Genomic DNA, 25,674 nt, shown 5'->3' on the forward strand with positions numbered 1-25,674 from the left:
GCACGCGCCGCGTGCGTTCCCCGGTGACAGTGGCGGGACCGCGCCGGATTCGCACCGGACTTCCTCTCCATGCCGCCGTATTGGCTCGGGCAGTCCACCACGCCCCGCGAACGCCCGTCAACTTGCTGTTGACCTGCGGTGGGACGGGGGACGAAGGGGAGGCGGGGACGCGCGGGAGGCGGGCGCGGACGCGTGACGGGGGAGACGCGGACATGCGAAGGCTCCCCCCGGAGAATCCCGGGGGGAGCCTTCACACGTGCCGCGTCAGCTGACGATCAGGTAGATCGCGTAGGTCACGGCCGCCGCGCAGAGCGCGAAGCAGGCGTACGCGCCGCTGCGGGCCAGGGTGGCGGCCCCGCCCTGCTCGGTGGCGGCCTCGTGCTTGGAGAGGCCCACCAGGCCCAGGGTGAACAGGGCCACGAGGGCGACGGTGGCGGAGAGGCTGACCCCGAAGACGGAGCCGAGTGCTGCCCAGTCGATCTTCATACTGCCGTTTCCTCTGTCGTTCTCGGGGTCAGACCGCGGCGGCCGGAGCCGCGGGGGTCGCCGGGGTCGCCGGGTTCGCGGTGGAGGCCGGGATGGTGGCCTTCAGGTCCCCATCCGTCACGGCCGCGGTGGTGCCCGCGGCCGGCGGGACGGCCACGGCGGCGATGGCGGTGGTGACCACGCCGGGCTGCTCGGCGCCGGCCCCGGTGGAGGCGGCGTCGACGGCGGTGACGTTGGTGTGGTCGACGACCTGGCGGCGGGAGATCACCCAGATGGCGAAGCAGGAGGCGACCAGGAAGACCGCGACGGCGGCGACGCCGACGTCACCGGTCCGCATGACCAGCTCGGCGCCCGAGGCCACCAGGGCGGCGGCCGGCAGGGTCAGGCCCCACGCGATGAACATGCGGGTGGCGGTGGACCAGCGGACCACGCCGCCCTTGCGGCCCAGACCCGCGCCCATGACCGCGCCCGAGCAGGCGTGGGTGGTGGAGAGGGAGAAGCCGAGGCTGGAGGAGGCCAGGATGACGCTGGCGGCCGAGGTCTGGGCGGCGAAGCCCTGCTGCGGCTGGAGGTCGGTCAGGCCGCTGCCCATGGTGCGGATGATGCGCCAGCCGCCCAGGGAGGTGCCCAGCGCGATCGCCAAGCCGGCGGAGACGATGACCCAGACCGGCGGGTTGGAGCCGGGCGCGAGCGCGCCGCCGGCGACCAGCGCCAGGGTGATGATGCCCATCGTCTTCTGCGCGTCGTTGGTGCCGTGCGCGAGGGAGACGAGTCCGGCCGAGGCGATCTGGCCGGCCTTGTAGCCCTTGGCGGAGGTCTTCCTGCCGATGTTCCCGCCCAGCTTGTACGTGAGCCTGGCGGCGAGCATCGAGGCCACACCGGCCACGATCGGCGCGGCGACCGCGGGGAGCAGCACCTTGGTGACGAGCGTGCCGCCGTTGACGGCGCCGAGGCCGGCGGAGGCGACGGCCGCACCGACCAGGCCGCCCATCAGGGCGTGCGAGGAGCTGGACGGCAGACCGACCAGCCAGGTGACGAGGTTCCAGAGGATCGCGCCGACGAGCGCGGCGAAGATCACTTCCGGCTGGATGCCCTCCTCGTTGACGAGGCCCTTGGAGATCGTCTTGGCGACCTCCACGGACATGAACGCGCCGACGAGGTTGAGCACGGCGGACATGGCCACCGCCGTCTTGGGTTTGAGGGCGCCGGTCGAGATGGTGGTGGCCATCGCGTTGGCCGTGTCGTGGAAACCGTTCGTGAAGTCGAACACGAGAGCGGTAATGATCACGATCCCGAGGAGAAGCGTTATGTGCTCCATTTACCCAGGCTTCTGTTTGACGTCAGTGGCTCGGCGACCGTAGGCAACCTGGATGAACGGAAGGTGAACTGACTCGGGACGCGCGGTGTCCCGGGTCGGGGCGCGATCGGGCCCTTGGTCCCGATTCTGTCGTAGATATATCGATTAATGCATGTCAGAGCCACGTATACGGACCTCTGGCCACGGGTCTTCCGGCCGGTACTCCACCCCCCTGCCGCCCAGGAAAGAGAGGCAGATCACTCCGCTCGCGCCGCGGGGTGAGCGGAGTGCGCCGATCCCCTCCGGTGGCCCGCCCGCCCCCGTGCCTCGACACTGGAGCGGTGCGTACCGCCACAGCGACGGCAGCCGCCGTCACCACGACCCTGATCGGTGCCGGTGCGGCCGCCGTCGCGGCCGCCCGGTACGCCGCCGACGCCGCCCTGCGCAATGAACCCGGCCGCCCCCTGCCCGGCAGCCCCCGGCTCAGCGTCCACTCCACCGCCGCGGGCCGCGTCGTGCTCACCCGCTCGCTGGCCTCCCTGCGCCCCGGCACCTACGGACTGGCCGCGCCCGGGGTGCACGCCGTGATCGGCCCGGTCCTCGACGGGGTCCCCTCCGGCCCGGACACCGTCGTGCGCCGCCTCGTCGCCGTCACGCACGGCAGCCTCGACCCCGGCACCCGGGTCACCCTCACCCCCCAGGTCCACCTGGGGAACCCGCGTACGGCCCTCGGCCTCGGCCACGCCGACGTGGACGTCCCCGGGGAGCTGGGCGCGCTGCCCGCCTGGTTCGTACCCGCCGCCCGGGACACCTGGGTGATCACCGTGCACGGGCTGGGGGCCGGACGGGAGCACCCGATGGTGGTCATGCCCTTCCTGCACCGCCTGCGGCTGCCCGTGCTCGACCTCGCCTACCGGGGCGACCTCGGCGCCCCCGCCTCCCCGGACGGCGTCGGCCACCTCGGCGAATCGGAGTGGCGCGACCTGGACGCCGCCATCCGCTACGCCCTGCGCTACGGCGCCCGCCGGGTGATCCTGCACGGCTGGTCCACCGGGGCGGCCATGGCCCTGCACGCCGTCGAGCGCTCCGCCCTGGCCGGCCGGATCTCCGGGATCGTGCTGGACTCGCCCGTCCTGGACTGGCACGCCACCCTGAGCGCCCTCGCCGCCGCCCGCCACACCCCCGGCCCGCTGATCCCCCTCGCCGTCCGCGCCGCCGAGGGCCGGGCGGGGCTGCGCGCCGACCGCCGGCCGCCGGGCTCGGATCCGGGCGCGCTCCGCGTCCCCGTCCTGATCTTCCACGGGCCCGACGACACCCTGGCCCCCTGGGAACCCTCCCGCCGGCTCGCCGCCGCCCGGCCCGACCTCATCACCCTGCACACCGTCAGGGAGGCCGCGCACGGGGCGATGTGGAACGCCGATCCGGGGCGGTACGAGGAGGCGTTGCGCCGCTTCCTCGTCCCCCTCATGTGACCTCTTATGTGAAGGGGCTGTGGCGGACGGGACAGGGCGGGGCGATTGTCCCGGTTCGTCCATCCGCTGACCTGTGGAAACGGCTGGTTCCGTTTGGGCTTTCGGCCAGTGACGGGCGAGACTGCTTCCGTGACGTCCCGAAAGCCTGATGAGCAGTTGGCTCGCGACTCCAGACTCCGACTCGTCTCCCCGCGCTCCGTCGCCACGGCGCGCAAGGCGGTGACCGACCGGCGAACCCGGACGGCCCCCCGTCCTCCGGCGGGCACCCCCGCCACGGCAGACCTGGCGAACCGGGCCCGCGCCTCCCTCTCCGACGCCGTACGGCTGGCCCGCTGGGCCGAGCTGAACCTCGGAGCCGGCGACGGCGGCCGGCCCGCCCCGATGGGCGCGCTGCCCACCGCCGACGTCGAACGGGCCGCCGCGGAACTGCGGCTGACACACGGCCAGATCCGGGTCGGCTGGGACCGCGCCCGGCTCTCCGGCCTCGTCGAGGTGCACGGCGGCCACGCCCGGCCCGGCTGGCGGCTGCGCGCCTGGGACCGCGACGACACGGCCGTGCTGCGCGGCTGGGTCGCCCTCTTCGACGCCTGGTCGCTCGTCCACCCGGCCCCCGCCGACATCGCCCCCTCGGCCGTCGCCGAAGTGGTCGAGGCGATGCCCCAACTCCTGTCGCTGCTCCAGCTCTCCGCCGGACCCGTGACCGTCCCCGACCTGCTGGACCTCCTCGGAGCCCGGGTCACCGAACTGCGCGACGAGCGCTGCGAGATCCCCTACGGCCCGGAACCCGCGCCCGGCTCCGCCGCCGTCCCGGAGCCCCCGCCGGTCCCGCTCGCCCGGCTGCTGCGCTGGGCGCTCGGCGGACTCGCCGCCGTGGACGCCGTCATCCTCGGCCCCGCCCGGGCCACCCTGACCCCGCTCGGCAGCTGGGCGGTGTGGGTCAAGCTGGAGCAGATCTGCGTCGCCGCGCAGAGCCCGGCCGGGAACATCGAGCAGTCCGCCGCCGCCATGCTGCACGGCTGCGCCCGGCTCACCCCCGGACCGGCCCGCGCCGAGTACCAGGCTTGGCTCGCCGCCCGGCCCGTCGGCCACGCCGTCAGCGAGCTGCTGCACGCGGCCCGCGGCGAGGACGCCCTGCTGCGCGGCCTGGCCTTCGAGGCCCTGCGCGTGGTCGGTGCCCCCGCCGAGCCCGAGGTCCGCGCGGCCGTACGGGAACCGGGGCTGCGGCCCTACGCCCTGCTGTGGCTCGCCGAGCACGACGGGGTGGACCCCGACGAGGCCCAGGACGTCCTGACCCAGGAGGAGTCGACCTGGCTCTGGGTGGACACGGCCGCGGCCATCGCCGACCACGGCGAGGCCGACCTGCTCGCCCGCCACCTGGACTCGGCCGTCCGCACCACCGTGCCCCGCCTGCTGGACGAGGTCCGCGCCGTCGGCCACCCCCGCACCGTGCAGGTCCTGGTCGCGCTGGCCGCCGCCCACCCCGACCCGGCCCTGGCCAAGGCCGTCCGCCGGGCCGCCTTCCAGGTGCACACCGGCGGCGCGTAGCCCCGTACGTACGCGCCGCGGGCTCAGATCTGCGGCGCGTACGTCCCGAAGCTCCAGATGTTGCCCTCGCCGTCCCGGGCCATGTAGTCCCGCGACCCGTAGTCCTGGTCGGTGGGCTCCATCAGGATCTCCACCCCGTGCTCGACTGCCCGCCGGTGATGGGCGTCCACGTCGTCGACCACGATGTAGACCCCCGAGGGGCCGGCGCCGTCCATGGCCTTGTCGAAGACGCCGCCGCGGCCCTTGCTGCCGAGCATCACCGCGCCGCTCCCGTACGACAGCTCCGCATGCATCACCGTGCCGTCGTCACCCTCGTACACCGCGAGCTGGGTGAATCCGAAGGCCTCGGTCAGCTGCCGGATCGCCGCCTTGGCATCGCTGTAGAGCAGCGTCGGAAACACGGTCGGAACGCCTGCCATGGCGATCACTCCCTCTCAGGAACGGGCGCGGGAACGCGCGCGTGTGATTCACCCCACAGCATGGCAGGCACCACCGACAGTCAGCGGAAGGTGTTGCACTGGGCCATGTCGCCCGTGCGGTAGCCCTGGTAGAACCACTGCTGGCGCTGCTCGGCCGAGCCGTGGGTCCAGGACTCCGGGGTGACCCGGCCCTGGAACTTCTCCTGGATCCGGTCGTCGCCCACCGCGGCCGCCGCGTCCAGGCCGTCCCGGATGTCCTGGTCGGTGAGGCTGGTGATCAGCGGCCGCCCCGTCGACTTGTCGGGGGTCTTCGTCGCGTTGTGCGCCCAGACCCCCGCGTAGCAGTCGGCCTGGAGCTCCACCTTGACCGCGTTGCTGTTCGCGCCCTGCTGCCCGTCCTGGGCCCGCTGGAGCGTCCCGGTCAGGTTCTGGATGTGGTGCCCGTACTCGTGGGCGACGACGTAGGCCTGGGCGAAGGGGCCGCCGCTGGCGCCGAACTTCGTCCGCAGCTCGTTGAAGAAGCCCAGGTCCAGATAGACCTGCCGGTCGCCGGGGCAGTAGAAGGGGCCGACCGCCGCGGTGGCCGCGCCGCAGGCGGTGTTCACCCGGCCGGTGAAGAAGACCGTCGACGCCGGGCTGTACCTCCCGCCCCGCCGCTGGAACTCCTGCTTCCAGAAGTCCTGTGTGCTGTTCACCACCGCGACCAGCCGGCAGTCCTCCCGTGCGTTGGCGTCCTGCCCGGTCTTGCAGGTCTGCTGCACCTGGGCGGCCGACGACGAGGTCGCGACCGGCTCCGGGCTGCCGTCCGACAGCCCCAGCTGCTCCGGACCCACCCCGAAGAGCAGACCCATGACCAGGGCGATGAGGCCGATGATGCCGCCGCCGATCGTGGCCTTCCCGCCCGGGACACGGCTGCTCCGCACGTCCTTGACCTCGGAGGTGTCCAGATGGGCGTCGTCGTCGAACTGCATACCGAACCGCCTCGCATCGGTGGCCGCCCCTGCGGCGGGTATCAACCCCTTCATCCTGATACGCGCCCCCGCGCCCCGGGAGGGTCCCTGGGCCGAACGGGCGACGGGAGGCCCCGAAAAGTGGTTGCGCACCCCCGGTAGAATGAACCCATGGCAAATCTCCTCGCGGATTAGCGGCGTCGAAGATACGCGCGTCCTGCCCCCCTTCCGCCGTCCCCACCGCCCTGGAGTATTTCCGTGATCACCGCCACCGGCGTCGAGCTGCGCGCCGGCGCCCGCGTCCTCATCGAGTCCGCCTCCTTCCGTGTCGCCAAGGGCGACCGCATCGGCCTCGTCGGCCGCAACGGAGCGGGCAAGACCACGCTCACCAAGTGCCTCGCCGGCGAGGGCCAGCCCGCCGGGGGCTCCATCGCCCGCTCCGGTGAGGTCGGCTACCTGCCGCAGGACCCCCGTACCGGTGACCTCGACGTGCTCGCCCGCGACCGGATCCTCTCCGCCCGCGGACTCGACGTACTGATCAAGAAGATGCGCATGAACGAGGAGCGCATCGCCACCGGCACCGGCGGCACCCGCGACAAGGCGATGAAGCAGTACGAGCGCCAGGAGACGGAGTTCCTGACCAAGGGCGGGTACGCCGCCGAGGCGGAGGCCGCCACCATCTCGGCCGCCCTCGGCCTGCCCGACCGGGTCCTCGGCCAGCCCCTGCACACCCTCTCCGGCGGTCAGCGCCGCCGCGTCGAGCTCGCCCGGATCCTCTTCTCGGACGCCGACACCCTGCTCCTCGACGAGCCCACGAACCACCTCGACGCCGACTCGATCGTCTGGCTGCGCGACTACCTCAAGAACTACCGCGGCGGCTTCATCGTGATCTCCCACGACGTCGACCTGGTCGAGACGGTCGTCAACAAGGTGTTCTACCTGGACGCCAACCGCGCCCAGATCGACGTCTACAACATGGGCTGGAAGCTCTACCAGCAGCAGCGCGAGGCCGACGAGAAGCGCCGCAAGCGCGAGCGCCAGAACGCCGAGAAGAAGGCCGCGGCCCTGAACTCGCAGGCCGACAAGATGCGCGCCAAGGCCACCAAGACCGTCGCCGCCCAGAACATGGCCAAGCGCGCCGACCGGCTGCTCGCCGGCCTGGACGCCGTCCGCGTCTCCGACAAGGTCGCCAAGCTGCGCTTCCCGGACCCGGCGCCCTGCGGCAAGACGCCGCTGACCGCCGAGGGCCTGTCCAAGTCGTACGGCTCGCTGGAGATCTTCACCGACGTCGACCTGGCCATCGACAAGGGATCCCGCGTCGTCATCCTCGGCCTCAACGGCGCCGGCAAGACCACCCTGCTGCGGCTGCTCTCGGGCACCGAGAAGCCGGACACCGGCACGGTCGTCCCCGGTCACGGCCTCAAGCTCGGCTACTACGCCCAGGAGCACGAGACCCTCGACCCCGAGCGGACCGTCCTGGAGAACATGCGCTCCTCGGCGCCCGACCTGGACCTGGTCGCCGTACGCAAGACGCTCGGCTCCTTCCTCTTCTCCGGCGACGACGTGGACAAGCCCGCCGGCGTGCTCTCCGGCGGCGAGAAGACCCGTCTGGCCCTGGCCACGCTGGTCGTCTCCTCGGCCAACGTGCTGCTGCTCGACGAGCCCACCAACAACCTCGACCCGGCCAGCCGCGAGGAGATCCTCGGGGCGCTGCGCACCTACAAGGGCGCCGTCATCCTCGTCACCCACGACGAGGGCGCCGTCGAGGCCCTGGAGCCGGAGCGGATCATCCTGCTCCCGGACGGGGTCGAGGACCTGTGGGGTCCGGACTACCGGGACCTCGTCGCCCTCGCCTGACGGCCGCCGGGTCCGCTGATCCAGTTCCTTATGGATCATTCGGCTCAGGCGTGATCCATCATCTGAGTGAGACGGTCTCGTACCGTCGCGCCCTGTGTGACGGCCCCGGCCGCGTCCTTCCGGATGCGCGTCCGGGGCCGTTCCCTTTCCGCGTCCGGCCCCTGACCTGGTGATTCCTCTCGGCGGTCGGGGAGTGTGACGGAGGTCATGCGGCGGAAGAGAAGATTCCGTTCTGCTCGGGTGTCCACCGCTCGGGAAATGCCGTCGTACCGACCTTGCTGAATGGGTGGCCAGGAAGCCGGGGAGGGGTGATCATGAGAAGTCCAGAGCGCACTTCCCATGAGGAGGCACGGGTGGCCGAGACTCTGAAGAAGGGCAGCCGGGTAACCGGCGCCGCGCGCGACAAGCTCGCGGCAGACCTGAAGAAGAAGTACGACTCCGGTGCGAGTATCCGGGCGCTGGCCGAAGAGACCGGCCGGTCCTACGGATTCGTCCACCGGATGCTCAGTGAATCCGGAGTCACGCTGCGTGGTCGCGGTGGCGCGACACGCGGCAAGAAGGCGGCTGCGGCCTGACCCTGGCCGTCAGGCCGAGGCCGGCGCCGGAGGCGCGCGACAAGCTCCGTTCGGTTCCACGCACGGTTCCTTCGGTGACCCCCGGTCGGCCCTGTGGTCGACTGGGTGGTTACTGTGCAGTCACTTAGGCCACATGCGGCCACGACTGCACACCGGAGGCACCAGATGGCTCTGCTCGACAAGGACGGCGTACGGCTCACCATCGACGACACGGTCGCCACGGTGACTCTGACCAATCCGGCCAAGCGAAACGCTCAATCCCCCGCGCTCTGGCGGGCGTTGGCGGAGGCCGGACGGTCGCTGCCGGGCACCGTCCGGGTCGTCGTGCTGCGCGGTGAGGGCCAGTCCTTCTCCGCAGGGCTCGACCGGCAGGCGTTCACCCCCGAAGGTTTCGAGGGCGAGCCGTCCTTCCTCGATCTGGCCCGTGGATCCGACGAAATCCTCGATTCCACCATCGCCGAGTACCAGGAGGCTTTCACCTGGTGGCGGCGCAATGACATCGTCTCCGTCGCCGCCGTGCAGGGGCACGCGATCGGCGCCGGCTTCCAGCTCGCGCTCGCGTGCGACCTGCGGGTGGTCGCGGACGACGTGCAGTTCGCCATGCGCGAGACCAGCCTGGGCCTCGTGCCCGACCTGGCCGGCACCCAGCCGCTGACCGCACTGGTCGGCTACGCCCGCGCGCTCGAAATCTGCGCGACGGGCCGCTTCGTGCACGCCGAGGAGGCCGAGCGGGTGGGCCTGGCCAACCTGGTCGTACCGGCCGACGAACTCGACGCCGCCGTCCAGGACCTCACCACGGCACTGCTGGCCCCGCCGCGCGACGCCGTCATCGAGACCAAGGCGCTGCTCCGCGAGGCCACCTCACGGCCCTACGACGCCCAGCGCGCCGCCGAGCGCGCCGCCCAGGCGCGCCGCCTGCGGGACCTGGCCGGCCTCTCCGACTGACCTGGGCCGCTGCGCGCCGGGGCCCCGCGCCCGGACGGCCGGAACCGTGAAACCGGATCCGGCCGACCGGCGCAGTCCCGGCGCGTTCGCGCGGGCGGGCGCTTACGGTGGACGGGAGTCCGCAGTCCGCACGGCGCGAAAGGACCAGCGATGACCGAATCCGCATCAGGGGGCCCCGGCAAGGCCCCCGCAGACCGCGGCCGCACCTCCATCGCCGACGGCGTGGTCGAGAAGATCGCCGGGCTCGCCGCCCGCGAAGTGGCCGGCGTCCACGCCATGGGCAGCGGCAGCGGCCTCTCCCGCACCTTCGGGGCCGTCCGCGACCGCGTCCCCGGCGGCTCGAAGTCCGCCGTCAGCCGCGGGGTGAAGGCCGAGGTCGGCGAGGTCCAGACGGCCCTCGACCTGGAGATCGTCGTCGATTACGGCGTGTCGATCCGCGAGGTGGCCCGGGCGGTCCGTGAGAACGTCATCTCGGCGGTCGAGCGGATGACCAGCCTGGAGGTCGTCGAGGTCAACATCGCGGTCAGCGACGTCAAGCTGCCCGACGAGGAAGACGAGGAACCGGAGTCCCGGCTCCAGTAGCCCAGAGGAGCCACGCACATGAGCATGGCGGTCGCCGGCCTGCTGGCCGGCATGGCACTCGGCTTCGCCGGTTACTTCGGCGGCTTCGGAGCCTTCCTGCTGGTGGCGGCACTCGGCGCCATCGGCTTCGTCGTCGGCCGGTTCCTCGACGGGGACCTGGAACCCGGCGACCTGTTCCGCCCCCGCGGCCGCGACGACCGGCGCGGCCCCCGATGAGCGCGCCCGCACCGCGGGCCACCCCGCCGCTGGTGGCGGCCGCCGACCGGGGCGCCACCCGGATCGCCGACCGGGTCGTGGCCAAGATCGCGGCCCAGGCCGCCCGGGAGGCCCTCGACGCCCTGCCCGGCAAGGCCCCGCAGGCCGCCGTCACCGTCCACCACGACATCGCCCGGGTCCGGATCAGCCTGGAGCTGGCCTACCCCTGCGACCTCGCCGCCCAGTGCGCCGCCGTACGCCGCCTCGTCGCCCTCCGCGTCGAGGAGTGCGCCGCGATGTCGGTCCCCGAGGTCGACATCGAGATCGAGCACCTGCACCCCGCCTCCCTCCGGCCGGCCCCCGCCGGACGGGAGAGGCGGCTGCGGTGACGCCCCCGCGCCGCTTCCGCTCCGCCCGGCGGATCCCGGCCGGGCTCACCGCGCTGGCCGTGCTCGCGGTGGCGGGGCTGTTCCTCTACGACCTGGCCGCGGTACGGGCCCACCGGCCCGCGATGCGCTGGCGCCGCGAACTCGCCGCCCAGCTGGAGCGGCACACCCCGGCCGACACCGAAGTACTGGTCGCGGGCGGGGTCCTGGCCCTGGCCGGGGCGGTGCTCCTGCTGCTGGCGCTCGCCCCCGGGCTGCGCGGACTGCTGCCGATGCGGGCCGAGCCGGGGGTCCGGGCCGGGATCCGGCGCAAGGCCGCGGCCCTGGTGCTGCGCGACCGGGCCATGGAGGTCTCCGGGGTCCGGTCGGTCCGCGTGCGGATGGGCCGTGGCCGCGTCGGGGTCCGGGCCACCTCGCACTTCCGCGAACTGGACGACGTACGGGCCGACCTGGACGCGGTGGTCGCCGTCGGCATCGAGGAACTGGGCCTCGCGCACCCGCCGCGGCCCCGCGTCCGGGTCAGGAGGTGAGCGGATGCTCGGGGTGGTGAACCGGACCCTGCTGGCGCTGACCGGGCTGGTCCTGCTGGCGGCCGGAGCCTGCCTGCTGACCGGATTCCGGCCCCTCGGCGGCCGCCACGCCCCGCTGCTCACCGCCGAGGCGCGGAGCCGGTACGGGCATCCCGAGGGCTGGTGGTGGGCGCTCCTCGCCGCGCTGGCGCTGTGCGTGCTGCTCGCGCTGTGGTGGCTGCTGGCGCAGCTGCGGCGCCCCCGGCTCGCGGCGCTGCCCGTGGACACCGGCGACGGCGCCTACGCGCTGCTGCGCGGCCACGCGCTGGAATCCGCGGTGGCCGCCGAGGCGGGGGCGCTGGACGGGGTCTCCGGCTGCCGGGTCGCGCTACGGGGCCGGCGCGGCTCCCCGACCCTGCGCGTGGCGCTCGAACTGGAACCCCACGCCGTGCCCGCCGACGCGCTGGCCGGGCTCGCGGGCCCCGTCCTCACCCACGCCCGGACCTCGGCGGGCCTGCCGGAACTGCCCGCCGAGGCCCGCCTGAAGGTCACCGCCCACCACGCGCAGCGGGTGACCTGAGGCCGGAGCCGGGGGTCGTACGCCGGGGTCAGAAGCCGTGGCGGAAGCCGCCGTCGACCGGGAGCATCACGCCGGTGAGGTAGGACGCCGCCGGGGACAGCAGGAAGGCCGCCGTACGCCCGAACTCCTCCGCCCGGCCGTACCGGCGCAGCGGGATGCGGGACTCGTTCCCCGCCCGGGCGGCGTCCGCGTCGCCGGAGAGCGCGTCCAGCTCGCGCACCCGGTCGGTGTCGATCCGGGCCGGCAGCAGCCCGACCACGCGGATCCCGCGCGGGCCCAGCTCCACCGACAGGGACTTCGCGAAGCCCGCGAGCCCCGGCCGCAGTCCGTTCGAGATGGTCAGTCCGGGGACCGGCTCGTGGACGGAGCCCGACAGCACGAAGCCGATGACCCCGCCCTCGCCCAGCTCGGCCGCCGCCGCCCGGGCGAGGCGGACCGCGCCCAGGAACACCGACTCGAAGGCCGCCGTCCACTGCTCGTCGGTGTTGTCCGCGGCGCTGCCCGGCGGCGGCCCGCCGACGCTGATGAGGATGCCGTCGAAGCGGCCGAAGCGCTCCCGGGCGGTGGCCACCAGCCGCGCCGCCGCCCGCGGGTCGGAGTTGTCCGCCGCCACGCCGAGCGCGTCCGGGCCGAGTGCCGCGGCCGCGTCGGCCGCCCGCTTCTCGTCCCGGCCCGTCAGTACGACCTTCGCCCCGTCGGCGGTCAGTTCCCGAGCGGACGCGAAGCCGAGCCCTCGGGTGGCTCCGGTGACGACGTAGACGCGGTCCTTCAGTCCAAGATCCATGCGGGCCACGCTACGCCGAAGCGGGCTCCAGCGGCACGGCCTTCGCGGCGGCTTCCTCACGGTCGCGCTTCTCCCGGCGCACCAGGACCACCCACCCCACCGGTACCGCCGCCGCGAACAGCCACCACTGGACGGCGTACGCCATGTGCGGGCCGATCGAATCGTGGTCGGGCTCGGCCACCGGCTCCGGACTGCCGCCCGGCGGGACGGGGGCGGTGAGTTCCAGGTACCCGCCGAGGACGGGCCGGCCCAGGGCGGCGGCCTGCTGCTCGCTGTTGATCAGCATCACCTGGCGGTCCGGGAGGCCCTTGCGGTCCTTGATCCCGCTGCCGGCGCTGGTCTCGTCGGCCTTGAGCCGCCCGGTCACCGTGACCTCGCCTGCGGGCGCGGCCGGCACCGGCGGGTAGGCCCGCGGGTCGTCGCCGCCCGCCACCCAGCCGCGGTTGACGAGGACCACCCGGCCGTCGGCCAGCACCAGCGGGGTCACGACCTGGAAGCCGACCTTGTCGTCGTTCGAGGTGCGCATCCGCACGACCACCTCGTGCGCGGCGTCGTAGGTGCCGGTGGCGGTGACGGCACGCCAGTAGTCGTCCCTCGGGACCGTGTGGCCGGGCGAGCTGACCCCGGCCATCGCCACGGGCTCCGCGTACAGGTTCTTCGCGATCAGTTCGTTCTGCGCGACCCGGTGCTCATGGCGGTGGAACTGCCAGAACCCCAGCTTGATCATCGCGGGGATGAGGACGAGGGCGATGAGGGTGAGGCACACCCACTGCCGGGTCAGGACGAAGCGGTACACACCCACGACGGTACCCGGGACGACGGTGACCCCGGCGGCCGGGTGGCCTCCGGGGTCGGGACGGAACGCGGGGACGGGGCTCAGACGCGGTCGGTGATGCCCACCTTCCCCTCCGCGCGGGCGCAGTGCCCGCCGCAGAACCACTGGCCCTGGACCTCGACGCCCTGGCCGATGATCTGGACCCGGCAGTGCTCGCAGATGGGCGCCATGCGGTGGATGGCGCAGGAGAAACAGTCGAAGACGTGCACGGCGCCCTGCGCGTGCACCTCGAAGGACATGCCGTAATCGTTTCCGCAGACCTCACAACGTGCCATGCGCCGCATGCTGCGGACGGCGGCCGACCGGAACAAGATCCACCGGGGTGAGTCGCGGTCCCTGCACCCGGCCGGAGCAACGCGCCTACTTCTCCTGAGCCGCCGCCACGTCCCGCAGCAGCTGGGTGAAGGCCGCCTCGTCCACCACCGGGGTGCCGAACGTCTTCGCCTTGACCGTCTTCGAGGTCGCCGAGTCGGGGTCGTTGGTCACCAGCAGGCTCGTGAGCCGCGACACACTCGTCGCGACATGCAGCCCCGCCTCCACCGCCCGGTCCTCCAGCAGCTCCCGGTCCACCGAGGTGTCCCCGGAGAACGCGATCCGCATGCCCTGCTTCAGCGGCTTGCCGTCCTCGAAGCGCCCCGGGTTGGGGTGCGGGCACGGCGGGCGCTTGCGCGAGGCCCGCCAGGTGCCGGAGCCGCCGTACGAGGCCTGGTAGCCGATCCGGGGGGTGGCGGGGGAGTCCGACCACTCCGTCAGCGGGCGGCACTCCAGCAGGGGCAGCCGTACACCGTCCCGCGCGGCCGCGTGCAGCGACGGACGGAACGCCTCCGCCAGGACGCGGGCGTCGTCGAGCGCGTGGTGGGCGCGCTGCTGGACCACGCCGAAGTGCGCGGCGAGCGACTCCAGCTTGTGGTTGGGCAGCGGGAGGTCCAGCTCCTTCGACAGCGCGATGGTGCACAGCCGCTGGCGCACCGGCGCGGTCACGGAGGCCCGCGCGTACTCCCGGGCGATCATCTGCCAGTCGAAGATGGCGTTGTGCGCGACGAGCACCCGGTCGGCGAGCCGCTCCGCGAACTCTCCGGCGATGTCCTCGAAGAGGGGCGCGTCGGAGAGCATCTCGCTGGTGAGCCCGTGGATCCAGACCGGTCCCGGGTCCCGGCGGGGGTTGACCAGGGTGTACCAGTGGTCCTCCACGTTGCCCCGCGCGTCGAGCCGGTAGACGGCCGCGGACACGATCCGGTCGTCACGAGCGAGCCCGGTCGTCTCCACGTCGACGACCGCGTACCCCTGGGGGTACGCGGTCGGCCACGTCGTGTCTGCGGTCGTACGGTCGTCAAGCATGGTCACAGAGGATATCGGCCCCGACCGACAGCCGTGTCCCGACGGCCCTTCAGGACCCCCCTCCGGGGCCGTCGGCGCCGTGCGGCGCGGGCGGTGACAGCAGGGACCGCACGAGGGCGCGGACCGACAGGAGGAACAGGCGTTCCGGGTCGGCGGGGCGGGAGAGGGCGCGGGCCAGGGCCGGGTCGTCGGGGGCCGCGCCGGGGTCCCAGAGTTCGCCCTCGGCCGGGGACTGCGCGGGGGAGCGCTCGCGGTTGCGCTCGACGAGCAGGAAGCCGACGATCTGGAACTGGACGGCGCGCACGGCGTCGGCGGCCCGCGCCCCGCGCAGACCGGCGGCGTGCACCTCGTGGACCAGGGCCTGCTGGGCGGGCAGGAACATCCGCTCGGTGAGGCCCCGTTCGTGGACCATCGCGATCAGGTGCGGGCGCCCGCGCAGTTCGCGGCGCAGGATCCGGGCCACCGACAGGATCCGGTCGGCGGGGGTGCGGCCGACCGGCCGGACGGCGCCCATCTCCTGGACGGTGCGTTCCACGAGGGCGTCGAGCAGGGATTCGCGGTTGCCGACGTGCCAGTAGATGGAGGTCACCGCCGTACCCAGGTCGGCGGCGAGCGCCCGCATGGTCAGGCCCGCCGGGCCGTGCGCCCTGACCAGCGAAGCGGCGGCCTCCAGCACCTCCTCGCGGGTGAGCGGGTTCCTCGCCATGGGCCGGCCGCCAATCTGTCGGAACGTCAGTTCTGGTGCGTGCAGGGGTCTTTACCCTTCATCGGCAGCGGTGTAACTGTGTTACAGAACGACCGACCGAAGGGTGGTGCGAGACATGGCACGCGTACGGTACGGAGCGCGCACCGAGGCCGAGATCGCGGCGTCGCGCGAGAAGAGTTCGAAGCTCCCCGACATCTGGTCCACCGGGGTCGTGGCCGTCTGGGAGACCGACCCGGACGTGGTGGCGGCGGTCCTGCCGCCGCCGCTGAAGCCCGCCGAACGGGCCCTCGTACGGGCCAACATCAGCAAGGTCGACCTGCCCGGCTACCCGCTCGGCGCCGGCTCGGTGGCCGTCGCCGCCCGGCACGGCGACATCGAGGGCTGGTACCCGCTGGTCATGCCGATGACCCACGAGCGCGCCCTGACCGGCGGCCGCGAGGTGTTCGGCGAGCCGAAGAAGCTGGGCGAGGTGACCGTGGAGCGCGAGGGCCTCGTCGTCCGGGCCGCCCTCGCCCGGCACGGCATCGCCTTCGTGGAGGTGCGCGGGGCCGTGGACCGCACGCTGCCGCTGCCCGAGCCCGTGCAGAAGACCGACTTCTACTTCAAGTTCCTTCCCGCGGTGGACGGTTCGGGCTTCGAGTCCGACCCGGTGCTGGTGCACTGCACGCGCAACGAGAAGGTCCGCAAGCTGGAGCACATCACCGGTGACGTGGTGCTGCGCGAGTCGATGTACGACCCCGTCGCCGATCTCCCCGTACGCCGCCTCGTCGAGATCACCATCGGCGAGAAGACCACCGACCAGAAGGGCCGGGCCGTCGAGCGGGTCAGCGCCCAGGCCCTCCTCCCGTACGTGCACCAGCGTTACGACGACCCCCTGCAGATCCTCGACGGACCGCCCGAGGGGAGCGTCTGAGATGCGCCTCGAACCCGGACAGGTGGCCGTCGTCACCGGCGCCGCGAGCGGCATCGGCCTCGCCATGGCCCGCCGCTTCGCCGCCGAGGGACTGAAGGTGGTCCTCGCCGACGTCGAGGAGGCCGCCCTGCGCAAGGCCGCCGGTGAACTCACCGCCGAGGGAGCCGAGGTCCTGGCCCGCCCCGTCGACGTCAGCGACCGCGACTCCGTGCTCTACCTCGCCGACGCCGCCTACGAGGCCTTCGGCGCCGTCCACGTGCTGTGCAACAACGCGGGCGTCGGATCGGGCGCCGAGGGCCGGATGTGGGAGCACGAGCCCAACGACTGGAAATGGGCCTTCTCCGTCAACGTCTGGGGCGTCTTCCACGGCATCCAGGCCTTCGTCCCCCGCATGATCGCCGCAGGCGGCCCGGGGCACGTCGTCAACACCTCCTCCGGCGACGGCGGCATCGCCCCCCTGCCCACCGCCTCCGTCTACGCCGTCACCAAGGCGGCCGTGGTCACCATGACCGAGTCCCTGTACGCCCACCTCAAGGCGGAGGGCGCGGCCGTCGGCGCCTCCGTCCTCTTCCCCGGACCGCACATGCTGCGCACCGGCCTGTGGGAGTCCCACCGCAACCGCCCCGCCCGCTACGCGAAGGAGCGGCCGCGCAGGTCCCCGTACCGCAGTCTCGACCAGTACGAGGCCGCGATGAGACAGGCCGGCCACGAGGTGGACTTCACCCCCGTGGAGGAGGTCGCCGAGCACGTCCTCGACGGCATCCGCGCCGACCGCTTCTGGATGCTCCCGGCCAGCGAGCACAGCGACCGGCAGATCCGCGCCCGGTTGCGGTCGATGCTCGACCGCGCCAACCCCGCCTACCTGGAGAGCTTCATCCTCGACTGAGGAGTGTGCGACGTGAGTGACACACCGTACGAATACGAAGACCCGTACCTGATCATCTCCTCGGACTGCCACGCCGGCCTGCCCACGGAGCTGTACCGCCCCTACCTGGACCGCAGGTTCCACCCACAGTTCGACGAGTTCCTCGGCCAGCGCGACGCCCGCCGCGCGGAGGCCACCCGGCTCGGGGTGCGCAACGAGGCCTTCGCCGAGAAGTGGTTCCACGATCACGAGGAGGGCCTCAGGGGCGGCTGGGACACCGCGCAGCGGCTGAAGGAACTCGACGGGGACGGGGTGGCCGCCGAGGTCGTCTTCCCCGACGCGGACGCCGTCGACAGCCAGACCGCCGCCCCCTTCGGCGTGGGCCTCGGCCTCTCCGGCGACCAGGACCCCGAGCTGGGCATGGCGGGCGCGCAGGCGCACAACCGCTGGCTCGCCGAGTTCGTCTCGCAGCGTCCCGAACGGCACTGCGGGGTCGCGCTGCTGCCCATCACCGCCGAGCCCGCGAAGGTGGTCGCCGAGATCCACCGGGCCAAGGAGTCCGGGCTCGGCGCCCTGATGATCCCCGCGATGTGGGTGGACAAGGAGCCCTACCACGACCGCCGCTACGACCCGGTCTGGGCGGCGGCCGCCGAGACGCAGATGCCGATCGTCACCCACTCGGGCTCTTCGCCGCGCCACGAGTACGGCGACCACCTGGGCATCTTCGTCTCCGAGGTCACCTGGTGGCCGGCCCGGCCGTTGTGGTTCCTGCTCTGGTCCGGGGTCTTCGAGCGGCACCCCGGCCTGAGGTTCGGCGTGGCGGAGTCGGGCTGCTGGTGGCTGCCGAACCAGCTCTGGTTCATGGACCGGCTGTACCTCGGGGCGCACGGCGGCAAGAAGCTCTCCCCGTTCGAGGAGCTGAAGCGGCCGCCGAGCGAGTACCTCGACCGGCAGGTCTTCATCTGCGCCACCAACACCAAGCGCCGGGAGCTGGCCCAGCGCTACGAGATCGGCGTGGACAACATCCTGTGGGGCTCGGACTTCCCGCACCCCGAGGGCACCTGGCCCGACACCCGCAACTGGCTCCGCAAGACCTTCCACGACATCCCGGTGGCCGAAACCCGCCGGATGCTCGGCCTGGCGGCGGCGGAGGTCTTCGGCTTCGACACCGCGAAGCTCGCCCCGCTCGCCCGCCGCATCGGCCCCACCCCGGCCGAGCTGGGCCAGTCCCCGGACCAGGCGGCGGTGGAGGCCTCCTGGTCCCGCTCCCGCGAAACGGGCCGGCACTGGATCACGGGCGGCGACTTCCCGGTCCTGGGGGTCTCGGCATGACGCGGAACGGTGCGGAGGACCGCTACACGGTCATCTCGGCGGACTGCCACGCGGGCGCCGACCTCCTCGACTACAAGCCGTACCTGGAGAAGCGGTACCACGACGAGTTCGACGCCTGGGCCGCCACCTACGTCAACCCGTACGAGGACCTCCTCGCCGACACCGCCGACCGCAACTGGAACTCGGCCCGCCGGCTGGCCGAACTCGAAGCGGACGGCATCGTCGCGGAAGTCCTCTTCCCGAACACCATCCCGCCGTTCTTCCCCAAGGCCTCCCTGATGGCCCAGCCGCCCACCGCCGAGGAGTACGGGCTGCGCTGGGCGGGCCTGAAGGCGCACAACCGCTGGATGGCCGACTTCTGCGCCGACGCCCCGGGCCGGCGGGCGGGGGTGGTGCAGATCCTCCTCAACGACGTGGACGCGGCGGTGCGGGAGATCCGCCGCACCCGGGAGGCGGGCCTGACGGGCGGGATCCTCCTCCCGGGCGTCCCGCCGGGCTCGCCGGTCCCGGAGCTGTACTCCTCGGCGTACGACCCGATCTGGGCGGTCTGCGCGGAACTCGACGTCCCGGTCAACCACCACGGCGGTTCGGCCTCGCCCCCGCTCGGGGACGAACCGGCGGCCCGGGCGGTCTTCATGGTGGAGACCACCTGGTTCTCGCACCGAGCCCTGTGGCACCTGATCTTCGGCGGGGCCTTCCGCCGCCATCCGGGCCTGAAGCTGGTCCTGACCGAGCAGGGCTCGGGCTGGATCCCCGGCGTGCTGGACATGCTGGACTACTACCACGGCCGCCTGGTCGCGGCGGCGTCCACGGCGTCCACGGCGGAGGCCAAGTTCGGCGCGGGCCTGGCCGGATCGATGGGCAAGGGCCCCAGCGAGGTCTGGCGGGACAACTGCTTCGTCGGGGCCAGCTTCATGCGCCCCCACGAGGTCCCGCTGCGCGACCGGATCGGCCTCGACAAGATCATGTGGGGCAGCGACTACCCCCACGACGAGGGCACCACCCCCTTCTCCCGCGAAGGCCTCCGCATCGCCTACGCGGGCCTCCCGCGCGAGGAGGTGGCCGCGATGGCCGGCGGCAACGCGGCCCGCGTCTACGGCTTCGACCTCCCCTTCCTGAACACCCTGGCCGCGAAGCACGGCCCCCTGGTCTCGGAGATCGCCGCCCCCCTGACCGAAATCCCCCCGACCGCCACCAGCCCCGCCTTCGCAAGAGGAGCCTCGGTCCGCGTCTGGTGACCCGCCCCGCCGGTGCGGCACGTCAGAAGTACGTGATCCGCTCCGGCGGGATCCGCTCCGTTCCGGTGAACGCGGTGCGCCGGTCGAGTTCCAGCCGCAGGGAGTGTGCCTCGGCCAGGGGCGAGAGGTCCACGGTGCCGGCGCACTCGGCGAGCCGCAGCCGGGTGAGCTCCGGCAACTCCCGCAGCGGCTCCAGACCGCTGCCGAACCCGCAGCGCAGCAGCATCAGCTCCCGCAGCCGGCCGTACGGCACCAGGTGGGCGAGGTCGACCGGTGCGGTGTACCGGATCTGCAGGGCCGTCAGTCCGGTGAGCGGCGGCCGTACCACCAGCTGCCCGTACTGCCAGTCACCCGCGATGGCGAGCGAGGACAGCGCGGGCCACTGTTCCAGCCCGTCGAGGGACAGCTCCCGGGCGCCCTGCCACAGGGTCAGCTTGGTGAGCTCCGCCGCGGCGGGGATGTCCCCGAGGCACCGCTCCTTCGGCTCGAAGCCGATGACCAGGGACCGCAGTGCGGGGACCCCGGCCAGCGGGGCCAGGGACAGGCCGTTCGGGACGTAGCCGAAGGACAGGCTGTTCGCGTCCAGTTCTCCGACGGGCTCGATACCGCCCAGCTTCGGGCAGTCGAAGACCCCCAGGTGCCGCAGCGAGCGGTGTCCGGCCAGGGGCGACAGCTCCCTCAGCTCCGGATTGCCCTGGAGCACCAGCCACTCCAGGCCCGGCCGTCCGCTGATCGCCGCGGGGATGCGCCCGTACCAGCTGAGGTGCACGCGGCGGATGTGCGGAAGCCCTTCGTACGCCGTCAACTGCTCGGGCGTACGGATGTGCAGGTGCGCCGCGCCGAGGCAGGCGCCGGCCAGTACCGTCTCCGCGTAGGCGGCGGTGTCGAAGCGCCCCCAGGATTCCGACAGCTCGTGCCCGACCTCGTACCGGTGGTCCCGTCCGAACCCGGCGATCACCTGGAGCGCCCGGTCCCCGCCCACCAGAGCGGCCGTCCGGATGCTCGCGACGGCCTCCGCCTCACTCAGGCCGTCGGGATCCGGCAGCAGCTCCAGCACCATCTCGCCGGCCTTGGCCAGCTCTTCGGCCTGTTCCGGGCCGCGGGGCGGCAGCAGGTCCGCGGTCCGGGCCTGCACCTCGTCCCGGACCTCCGGGTCCAGCTCCGGAGCGTGCTCCAGACAGGCCGCGGCCAGCAGGACGAGCCGGCTGCGGTGACTCCGGACCTTCTCGGCGCGGCGGAGCAACTGGCGCAGCAGCCGGGCGCGTTCGTCGGGGCGGGCATGGCCCACCGCCATCCTGACCACGTCGTCCCAGGCGTCCTCGTGGGCGTGGCGCACCAGGACGCCGAAGTCCCGGTCCTCCACGGCGGCCTTGGCGCCGAGGTAGTCCTGGAAGGTCCGGTGGACGAACTGCACCGAACCGGGCACGGGTTCGATCAGCAGACCGCTGCGGATCAGCAGGTGGTTGAACACCTGCCGGGCGCTGCCCTGCGCCCGCACCTGCGGCATCGCGTCGAGCCATTCACCCACCATCGCGACGGCCTCGTCGCGGTCCGCCTCCAGGTGCTCGTTGCGGATCAGCCAGTAGGCGAGCTTCTGCAACAGCAGCGTCTGCTCGTCCCGGGTCAGGTAGACGCCTTCGACACCGGTGATCTCGCGTTCGTTGTCGCGCCGGACGAGCAGCATGTCGAGCGCCGCGTCGTACAGCTCCTTGCGCGCCCGCGGCAGGTGCATGTGCCGGTCCCGGTTCAGGGCGCACAGCAGGGCGCACATCAGGGGGTTGGTCGCCAGCCGTCCCAGATCGCGGCGCGAGCCCACAGCCCGCCTGAGGGACGTCTCGTACCGGTCGAGGTGGGCGCGCTCCTCGGGGGACCGGCACTCGGTGCGCGCGGCGTCGTGCCAGTGGGCGACGAACGTCTGGATGTCCCTGCGCTCCATCGGCAGCAGGGCGGACCGTGAGAAGCCGTGGCCCGACAGCCAGTCCTCGGGGACGGCCGAGGGGCGGGTCGTCACGATGTACCGGGCCTCGGGGTACGCCCCGAGCAGCGACCACAGCCAGGCTTCGGTCTGGTTGCGCAGGTGCTGGGGCACCTCGTCCACCCCGTCGACCAGGACGAGCGCCCGCCCGCTGCGCATGAGGGCCGAGGCCCAGCCGGCCGGCGCCTCGCCGTGCAGGGGCACACCCGCGGCCCGCAGGAAGTCCTCCGGCATCGGCGGCGCTTCGTGGGACCTGATCAGGGAGCGCAGCCGCAGGACGAACGGCACGCACCGGTTCAGCTCGTCGAGCTCCGGGCCGAAGCTGCGCCGGGCGGCGTTGAGGGCCAGCCACTGGATCAGCGTGCTCTTGCCCGATCCGGCCGGGCCGCGCAGGAGGACCCGCGCGGTTCCCCGTAGCGCCCGCTTCACGTCGGCGGAGGTCCGGTGCGGGCCGGGCGACTCCGAGGGCGACTCCTCGGCGCTGACGGCGAGGCTGATGTAGGCCACGTCCAGCGGCCATTCCAGCCGGGACCGGCTGGGGGTGAGGCCGAAGAGCTGGAGGCGGCCGTGGGTGCGGGCGACGTACTCGGCGTAGCGCTCCTCGAAGGCGTACGCCGCCCCGTCGGAGTCGTCCTTCAGCCGGTCCAGCGAGCGGGCCAACTCGCCGGTCCGGCGGACCAGTTCGACGTCGGCCCGGGCCCCGAAGCCCGGCAGGGCCGTCGCGTACTCCACCGCGTGGGCGCAGCACAGTGCGACCAGCTCCCGGTACGCGGCCCGCGCCGCCTCGCTCAGGCCCGCCGGCGGGGTGTGGGCCAGGACCGCCGTCGTCAGGGCCGCCGGGTCGAGGTCCGCGGCGAAGAGGGCCTGCGCGTCGAGGGGTCCGAGGGCGGCGAAGGCGTCGCCGACCGCGTCGACCGCCGCCAGGCGTTCGTGTTCCGGGAGGCGGGCGGTGGCCCGCTCCAGGCGGGCCGCGAGGGTTTCCGCCAGGCGGCGCGTCTCCGCCTCGCCCAGCTCGGCCGGGCGGCGCCACGGCGGGGCGGGCCGGGCCGGGTCCGGGGTCAGTCCCGCGCCCGGTGTCCGCGACAGGAGGGACTTCACCAGCGTGCTCGCCGCCGTGCCCGCCACCCGTAAGAGAAGCGTCTCGATCCCCGTCATCCCCTGCCCTCCCCGTCGGCTCCGAGACTAACGCGCGAACCGCCGGTAACCCCGTTGGATACCGATCGGTAACAACCTCTAGCGGTGCCCCCGGAGGCGCCTCTATGGTGCGGACATGCCGAACCTGCCCGATGTCGTGCTGTGGTCCATACCCGCCTTCGTGCTGCTCACCGTCATCGAGGTGGTGAGCTACCGCCTCCATCCCGACGAGGACGCCGCCGGGTACGACACCAGGGACGCGGTCACGAGCGTGACCATGGGGCTCGGCAGCATCGCGTTCGACCTGCTCTGGAAGATCCCGGTCGTCGCGGTCTTCACGGCGGTCTACGAACTGACCCCGCTGCGCGTGCCGTTCCTGTGGTGGACCGCCCTGCTGATGCTGCTCGCCCAGGACTTCCTCTACTACTGGCAGCACCGGCTCCACCACGTCATCCGCATCCTGTGGGCCTGCCACGTGGTCCACCACAGCAGCCGCCGGTTCAACCTCACCACCGCCCTGCGCCAGCCCTGGACCAGCGCGACCACCTGGTGGTTCTACCTGCCGATGGTGGCCCTCGGCGTGCACCCGGCCGCGATCCCGTTCTGCTACGGCATCAACCTCCTCTACCAGTTCTGGGTCCACACCGAGCGCATCGGAAAGCTGCCGCGGGCCTACGAGTTCGTGTTCAACACCCCCTCGCACCACCGCGTCCACCACGCCTCCCAGGGCGGATACCTGGACCGCAACTTCGGCGGCATCCTGATCGTCTGGGACCGGATGTTCGGGTCCTGGGTGGGGGAGACGGAACGCCCCGTCTACGGGCTGACCAAGAACATCGACACCCACAACCCGCTGCGCGTCGCCACCCACGAGTACGCCGCCATCGCCCGGGACCTGCGCGCCGCCCGCGGCTGGCGCGAGCGCGCCGGGCGGGTCTTCCGCGGCCCCGGCTGGCAGCCCGCGGCCCCCGCCGCCTCCGCCGCCCCCGCCCCCTCCGCCGCCCCCTCCGAGCGGGAGCCCGCCGCGTGAGCACCGCCGACCTGGCGACCGCCCGTACCGGCCGGGTGCTGCTCGGGGCCTTCGCCGTGGCCACCGCCGCCGACCTCGGCGCGCTGCTGGCCGGCTGGCACCTCGGGCACGTGATCGCCAAGCCGCTGCTGATGCCGCTGCTGGTGGCCTACGTGGTCACCCGCCGGGCCCCCCGCCTGCTGGTCGCCGCCCTGCTGTTCGGCTGGTGCGGGGACCTGGCCCTGCTCTTCGACGCCGATCCCGCCTTCCTGATCGGCATGGGCTCCTTCGCCGCCGGGCACGTCTGCTACCTCGTGCTCTTCGGCCGGGGCCGGACGAGCCCCGCGCTCGGGGGCGCGTACGCCCTCGCGCTCGTCGGCACCGTCGCGCTGCTCTGGGGCGACCTCCCGGCCGATCTGCGGATCCCCGTCGCCGGGTACAGCCTGCTGCTCACCGCCATGGCCTACCGCTCCAGCGCGCTCGGCCGCACCGCGGGCATCGGCGGGGCGCTGTTCCTGCTCTCCGACACCCTGATCGCGACCGGGGTCGCCGACTGGCCCCAGCTGCCCCGCCCCGACTTCTGGATCATGGCCACCTACCTCGCGGCCCAGTACCTGCTGGCCGCGGGCGCGCTCACTCCGGTCCGGGCGTACCGTAGGGAAGTCATACAAGACTGAATCAATCTGATCCGGAGGGCTGCATCACCATGCGCGCCACCGTCATCCACGCCCCGCACGACATCCGCGTGGAGGAGGTGCCCGACGCTGCGATCCAGCGCCCCGAGGACGCCGTCGTCCGCGTGCTGCGTGCCTGCATCTGCGGCAGCGACCTGTGGGCCTACCGCGGCGAGGCCGCGCGCCAGCCCGGTCAGCGCATCGGGCACGAGTTCCTCGGCATCGTCGAGGAAACCGGCTCCGCCGTCTCCGGCCTGCGCGCCGGGGACCTCGTCGTCGCCCCCTTCATGTGGTCCGACGGCACCTGCGACTACTGCTCCGAGGGCCTGTACACCTCCTGCGCCCACGGCGGCTTCTGGGGCTCGGTCGGCCACGACGGCGGCCAGGGCGAGGCCGTCCGGGTCCCGCACGCCGACGGCACCCTGGTCAAGCTCCCGGCCGAGGCCGTCTCCGACGACCACCTGCTGACCGGCCTGCTCGCCCTCTCCGACGTCATGGGCACCGGCCACCACGCCGCCCTGGGCGCGGGCGTCCGCAAGGGCTCCACCGTCGCCGTCGTCGGCGACGGGGCGGTCGGGCTGTGCGGCGTACTGGCCGCCAAGCGGCTCGGCGCGGAGCGGATCATCGCCCTCGGCCGGCACAGCGTCCGCACCGACATCGCCAAGCTGTTCGGCGCCACCGACGTGGTCGCCGAGCGCGGCGAGGCCGCCGAGGCGGCCGTCCGCGAGCTGACCGGCGGTCAGGGCGCGCACGCCGTCATCGAGGCCGTCGGCACCGAGCAGTCCATGCGCACCGCCGTGAACATCACCCGCGACGGCGGGGCCATCGGCTACGTCGGCGTCCCGCACGGCAGCGGCACCGGCCTCGACCTCGGCGTGATGTTCGACCGCAACATCACCCTGCGCGGCGGTGTGGCACCGGTCCGCGCGTACATCCCGGAGCTGCTGGAGGACGTGCTGAGCGGGGCCATCGACCCGGCGCCCGTCTTCGACCGCGCCGTGTCCCTGGACGAGGTCCCGGACGGCTACCGCGCGATGGACGACCGCAGCGCCCTCAAGGTCATGATCAAGCCC

General features: G+C 73.0%; 27 protein-coding genes and 1 riboswitch. Of the genes, 17 read left to right on the forward strand and 10 right to left on the reverse strand.

What is annotated here, in order from left to right; genetic code table 11:
* A riboswitch (cobalamin riboswitch) is annotated at window positions 1–113 on the reverse strand. This riboswitch is flagged as partial in the annotation.
* A 151-nt stretch (window positions 114–264) separates the two neighbouring features.
* Both ACFV0Q_RS17635 and ACFV0Q_RS17640 read right to left on the reverse strand, forming a co-directional pair.
* On the reverse strand, window positions 265–486 hold the full coding sequence (locus tag ACFV0Q_RS17635; protein WP_365920885.1) for a hypothetical protein: 222 nt from the start codon (window positions 484–486) through the stop codon (window positions 265–267).
* A 28-nt stretch (window positions 487–514) separates the two neighbouring features.
* Entirely contained in the window at window positions 515–1,804 is a 1,290-nt protein-coding gene (locus ACFV0Q_RS17640; RefSeq protein WP_385006228.1) for an anion permease, read from the reverse strand.
* A 320-nt stretch (window positions 1,805–2,124) separates the two neighbouring features.
* Here ACFV0Q_RS17640 and ACFV0Q_RS17645 point away from each other — a divergent pair, with 320 nt between their 5' ends.
* Together ACFV0Q_RS17645 and ACFV0Q_RS17650 are read left to right on the forward strand one after the other, a co-directional pair.
* Complete coding sequence (locus ACFV0Q_RS17645; RefSeq protein ID WP_385006230.1) at window positions 2,125–3,255, forward strand: alpha/beta hydrolase; 1,131 nt, start codon at window positions 2,125–2,127, stop codon at window positions 3,253–3,255.
* Window positions 3,256–3,384: 129 nt separating this feature from the next.
* Entirely contained in the window at window positions 3,385–4,800 is a 1,416-nt protein-coding gene (locus tag ACFV0Q_RS17650; protein ID WP_385006232.1) for a hypothetical protein, read from the forward strand.
* Window positions 4,801–4,823: 23 nt separating this feature from the next.
* Here the strand turns inward: ACFV0Q_RS17650 and ACFV0Q_RS17655 are convergent, their stop codons facing one another.
* Entirely contained in the window at window positions 4,824–5,219 is a 396-nt protein-coding gene (locus ACFV0Q_RS17655; RefSeq protein ID WP_385006235.1) for a VOC family protein, read from the reverse strand.
* An 80-nt stretch (window positions 5,220–5,299) separates the two neighbouring features.
* Window positions 5,300–6,190 (reverse strand): neutral zinc metallopeptidase, encoded by an 891-nt coding sequence (locus tag ACFV0Q_RS17660; protein ID WP_385006238.1) that lies wholly within the window; start codon window positions 6,188–6,190, stop codon window positions 5,300–5,302.
* Between the two features lie 237 nt (window positions 6,191–6,427).
* On the opposite strand from ACFV0Q_RS17660, the gene ACFV0Q_RS17665 reads away from it, so the two are divergent.
* From ACFV0Q_RS17665 to amaP, 8 genes are all read left to right on the forward strand, one after another.
* Window positions 6,428–8,026 (forward strand): ABC-F family ATP-binding cassette domain-containing protein, encoded by a 1,599-nt coding sequence (locus ACFV0Q_RS17665; RefSeq protein ID WP_385006243.1) that lies wholly within the window; start codon window positions 6,428–6,430, stop codon window positions 8,024–8,026.
* Window positions 8,027–8,379: 353 nt separating this feature from the next.
* The gene (locus ACFV0Q_RS17670; RefSeq protein WP_007263382.1) at window positions 8,380–8,601 is read left to right on the forward strand and encodes a helix-turn-helix domain-containing protein; all 222 of its coding nucleotides are present in this window, start codon (window positions 8,380–8,382) and stop codon (window positions 8,599–8,601) included.
* A 165-nt stretch (window positions 8,602–8,766) separates the two neighbouring features.
* Window positions 8,767–9,546 (forward strand): enoyl-CoA hydratase/isomerase family protein, encoded by a 780-nt coding sequence (locus tag ACFV0Q_RS17675; protein ID WP_385006245.1) that lies wholly within the window; start codon window positions 8,767–8,769, stop codon window positions 9,544–9,546.
* 150 nt (window positions 9,547–9,696) lie between these two features.
* Window positions 9,697–10,128, forward strand: a complete 432-nt coding sequence (locus tag ACFV0Q_RS17680; protein ID WP_385006248.1) for an Asp23/Gls24 family envelope stress response protein — start codon at window positions 9,697–9,699, stop codon at window positions 10,126–10,128.
* Between the two features lie 18 nt (window positions 10,129–10,146).
* A complete protein-coding gene (locus ACFV0Q_RS17685; RefSeq protein WP_266577925.1) occupies window positions 10,147–10,344 on the forward strand; it encodes a hypothetical protein in 198 nt (65 codons plus the stop codon).
* Window positions 10,341–10,712 carry a hypothetical protein gene (locus ACFV0Q_RS17690; RefSeq protein WP_385006250.1) on the forward strand — a complete coding sequence of 124 codons (372 nt, stop codon included), beginning with the start codon at window positions 10,341–10,343 and terminating at the stop codon, window positions 10,710–10,712. Before ACFV0Q_RS17685 ends, ACFV0Q_RS17690 begins: the two co-directional genes overlap by 4 nt.
* A complete protein-coding gene (locus ACFV0Q_RS17695; protein ID WP_385006252.1) occupies window positions 10,610–11,239 on the forward strand; it encodes a DUF6286 domain-containing protein in 630 nt (209 codons plus the stop codon). Before ACFV0Q_RS17690 ends, ACFV0Q_RS17695 begins: the two co-directional genes overlap by 103 nt.
* Window positions 11,240–11,243: 4 nt before the next feature.
* Complete coding sequence (gene amaP / locus ACFV0Q_RS17700; RefSeq protein WP_385006254.1) at window positions 11,244–11,798, forward strand: alkaline shock response membrane anchor protein AmaP; 555 nt, start codon at window positions 11,244–11,246, stop codon at window positions 11,796–11,798.
* Between the two features lie 28 nt (window positions 11,799–11,826).
* Here the strand turns inward: amaP and ACFV0Q_RS17705 are convergent, their stop codons facing one another.
* From ACFV0Q_RS17705 to ACFV0Q_RS17725, 5 genes are all read right to left on the reverse strand, one after another.
* Window positions 11,827–12,582, reverse strand: coding sequence for an SDR family oxidoreductase (locus ACFV0Q_RS17705; protein WP_385006256.1), 756 nt, complete (start codon window positions 12,580–12,582; stop codon window positions 11,827–11,829).
* Between the two features lie 10 nt (window positions 12,583–12,592).
* Complete coding sequence (locus tag ACFV0Q_RS17710; protein WP_385006258.1) at window positions 12,593–13,378, reverse strand: SURF1 family protein; 786 nt, start codon at window positions 13,376–13,378, stop codon at window positions 12,593–12,595.
* An 80-nt stretch (window positions 13,379–13,458) separates the two neighbouring features.
* Window positions 13,459–13,692, reverse strand: coding sequence for a hypothetical protein (locus ACFV0Q_RS17715; protein WP_266577931.1), 234 nt, complete (start codon window positions 13,690–13,692; stop codon window positions 13,459–13,461).
* Between the two features lie 85 nt (window positions 13,693–13,777).
* A complete protein-coding gene (locus ACFV0Q_RS17720; protein ID WP_385006261.1) occupies window positions 13,778–14,755 on the reverse strand; it encodes a DEDDh family exonuclease in 978 nt (325 codons plus the stop codon).
* A 49-nt stretch (window positions 14,756–14,804) separates the two neighbouring features.
* Entirely contained in the window at window positions 14,805–15,461 is a 657-nt protein-coding gene (locus tag ACFV0Q_RS17725) for a TetR/AcrR family transcriptional regulator (protein WP_385006263.1), read from the reverse strand.
* 115 nt (window positions 15,462–15,576) lie between these two features.
* Between ACFV0Q_RS17725 and ACFV0Q_RS17730 the strand changes: the two genes are divergently transcribed.
* The 4 genes from ACFV0Q_RS17730 to ACFV0Q_RS17745 are packed head-to-tail and all read left to right on the forward strand — an operon-like array spanning window position 15,577 to window position 19,809.
* Window positions 15,577–16,374, forward strand: coding sequence for an acetoacetate decarboxylase family protein (locus tag ACFV0Q_RS17730; RefSeq protein ID WP_385006265.1), 798 nt, complete (start codon window positions 15,577–15,579; stop codon window positions 16,372–16,374).
* A 1-nt stretch (window position 16,375) separates the two neighbouring features.
* A complete protein-coding gene (locus tag ACFV0Q_RS17735) occupies window positions 16,376–17,260 on the forward strand; it encodes an SDR family NAD(P)-dependent oxidoreductase (RefSeq protein ID WP_385006267.1) in 885 nt (294 codons plus the stop codon).
* A gap of 12 nt (window positions 17,261–17,272) precedes the next feature.
* On the forward strand, window positions 17,273–18,571 hold the full coding sequence (locus ACFV0Q_RS17740; protein WP_385006269.1) for an amidohydrolase family protein: 1,299 nt from the start codon (window positions 17,273–17,275) through the stop codon (window positions 18,569–18,571).
* Entirely contained in the window at window positions 18,568–19,809 is a 1,242-nt protein-coding gene (locus ACFV0Q_RS17745) for an amidohydrolase family protein (RefSeq protein ID WP_385006271.1), read from the forward strand. Before ACFV0Q_RS17740 ends, ACFV0Q_RS17745 begins: the two co-directional genes overlap by 4 nt.
* Window positions 19,810–19,831: 22 nt before the next feature.
* On the opposite strand, the gene ACFV0Q_RS17750 is transcribed toward ACFV0Q_RS17745, so the two are convergent.
* Complete coding sequence (locus tag ACFV0Q_RS17750) at window positions 19,832–22,939, reverse strand: NACHT domain-containing protein (RefSeq protein WP_385006273.1); 3,108 nt, start codon at window positions 22,937–22,939, stop codon at window positions 19,832–19,834.
* Between the two features lie 115 nt (window positions 22,940–23,054).
* On the opposite strand from ACFV0Q_RS17750, the gene ACFV0Q_RS17755 reads away from it, so the two are divergent.
* From ACFV0Q_RS17755 to ACFV0Q_RS17765, 3 genes are all read left to right on the forward strand, one after another.
* Complete coding sequence (locus tag ACFV0Q_RS17755) at window positions 23,055–23,948, forward strand: sterol desaturase family protein (protein WP_385006275.1); 894 nt, start codon at window positions 23,055–23,057, stop codon at window positions 23,946–23,948.
* Complete coding sequence (locus ACFV0Q_RS17760; RefSeq protein WP_385006277.1) at window positions 23,945–24,604, forward strand: lysoplasmalogenase; 660 nt, start codon at window positions 23,945–23,947, stop codon at window positions 24,602–24,604. Before ACFV0Q_RS17755 ends, ACFV0Q_RS17760 begins: the two co-directional genes overlap by 4 nt.
* Before the next feature lie 29 nt (window positions 24,605–24,633).
* Window positions 24,634–25,674: zinc-dependent alcohol dehydrogenase family protein (locus tag ACFV0Q_RS17765; RefSeq protein WP_385006279.1), on the forward strand; the 1,041-nt coding region annotated here is incomplete at its 3' end.

The sequence above is a fragment of the Streptomyces sp. NPDC059564 genome (assembly GCF_042735575.1).
Classification (GTDB): Bacteria; Actinomycetota; Actinomycetes; order Streptomycetales; family Streptomycetaceae; genus Streptomyces.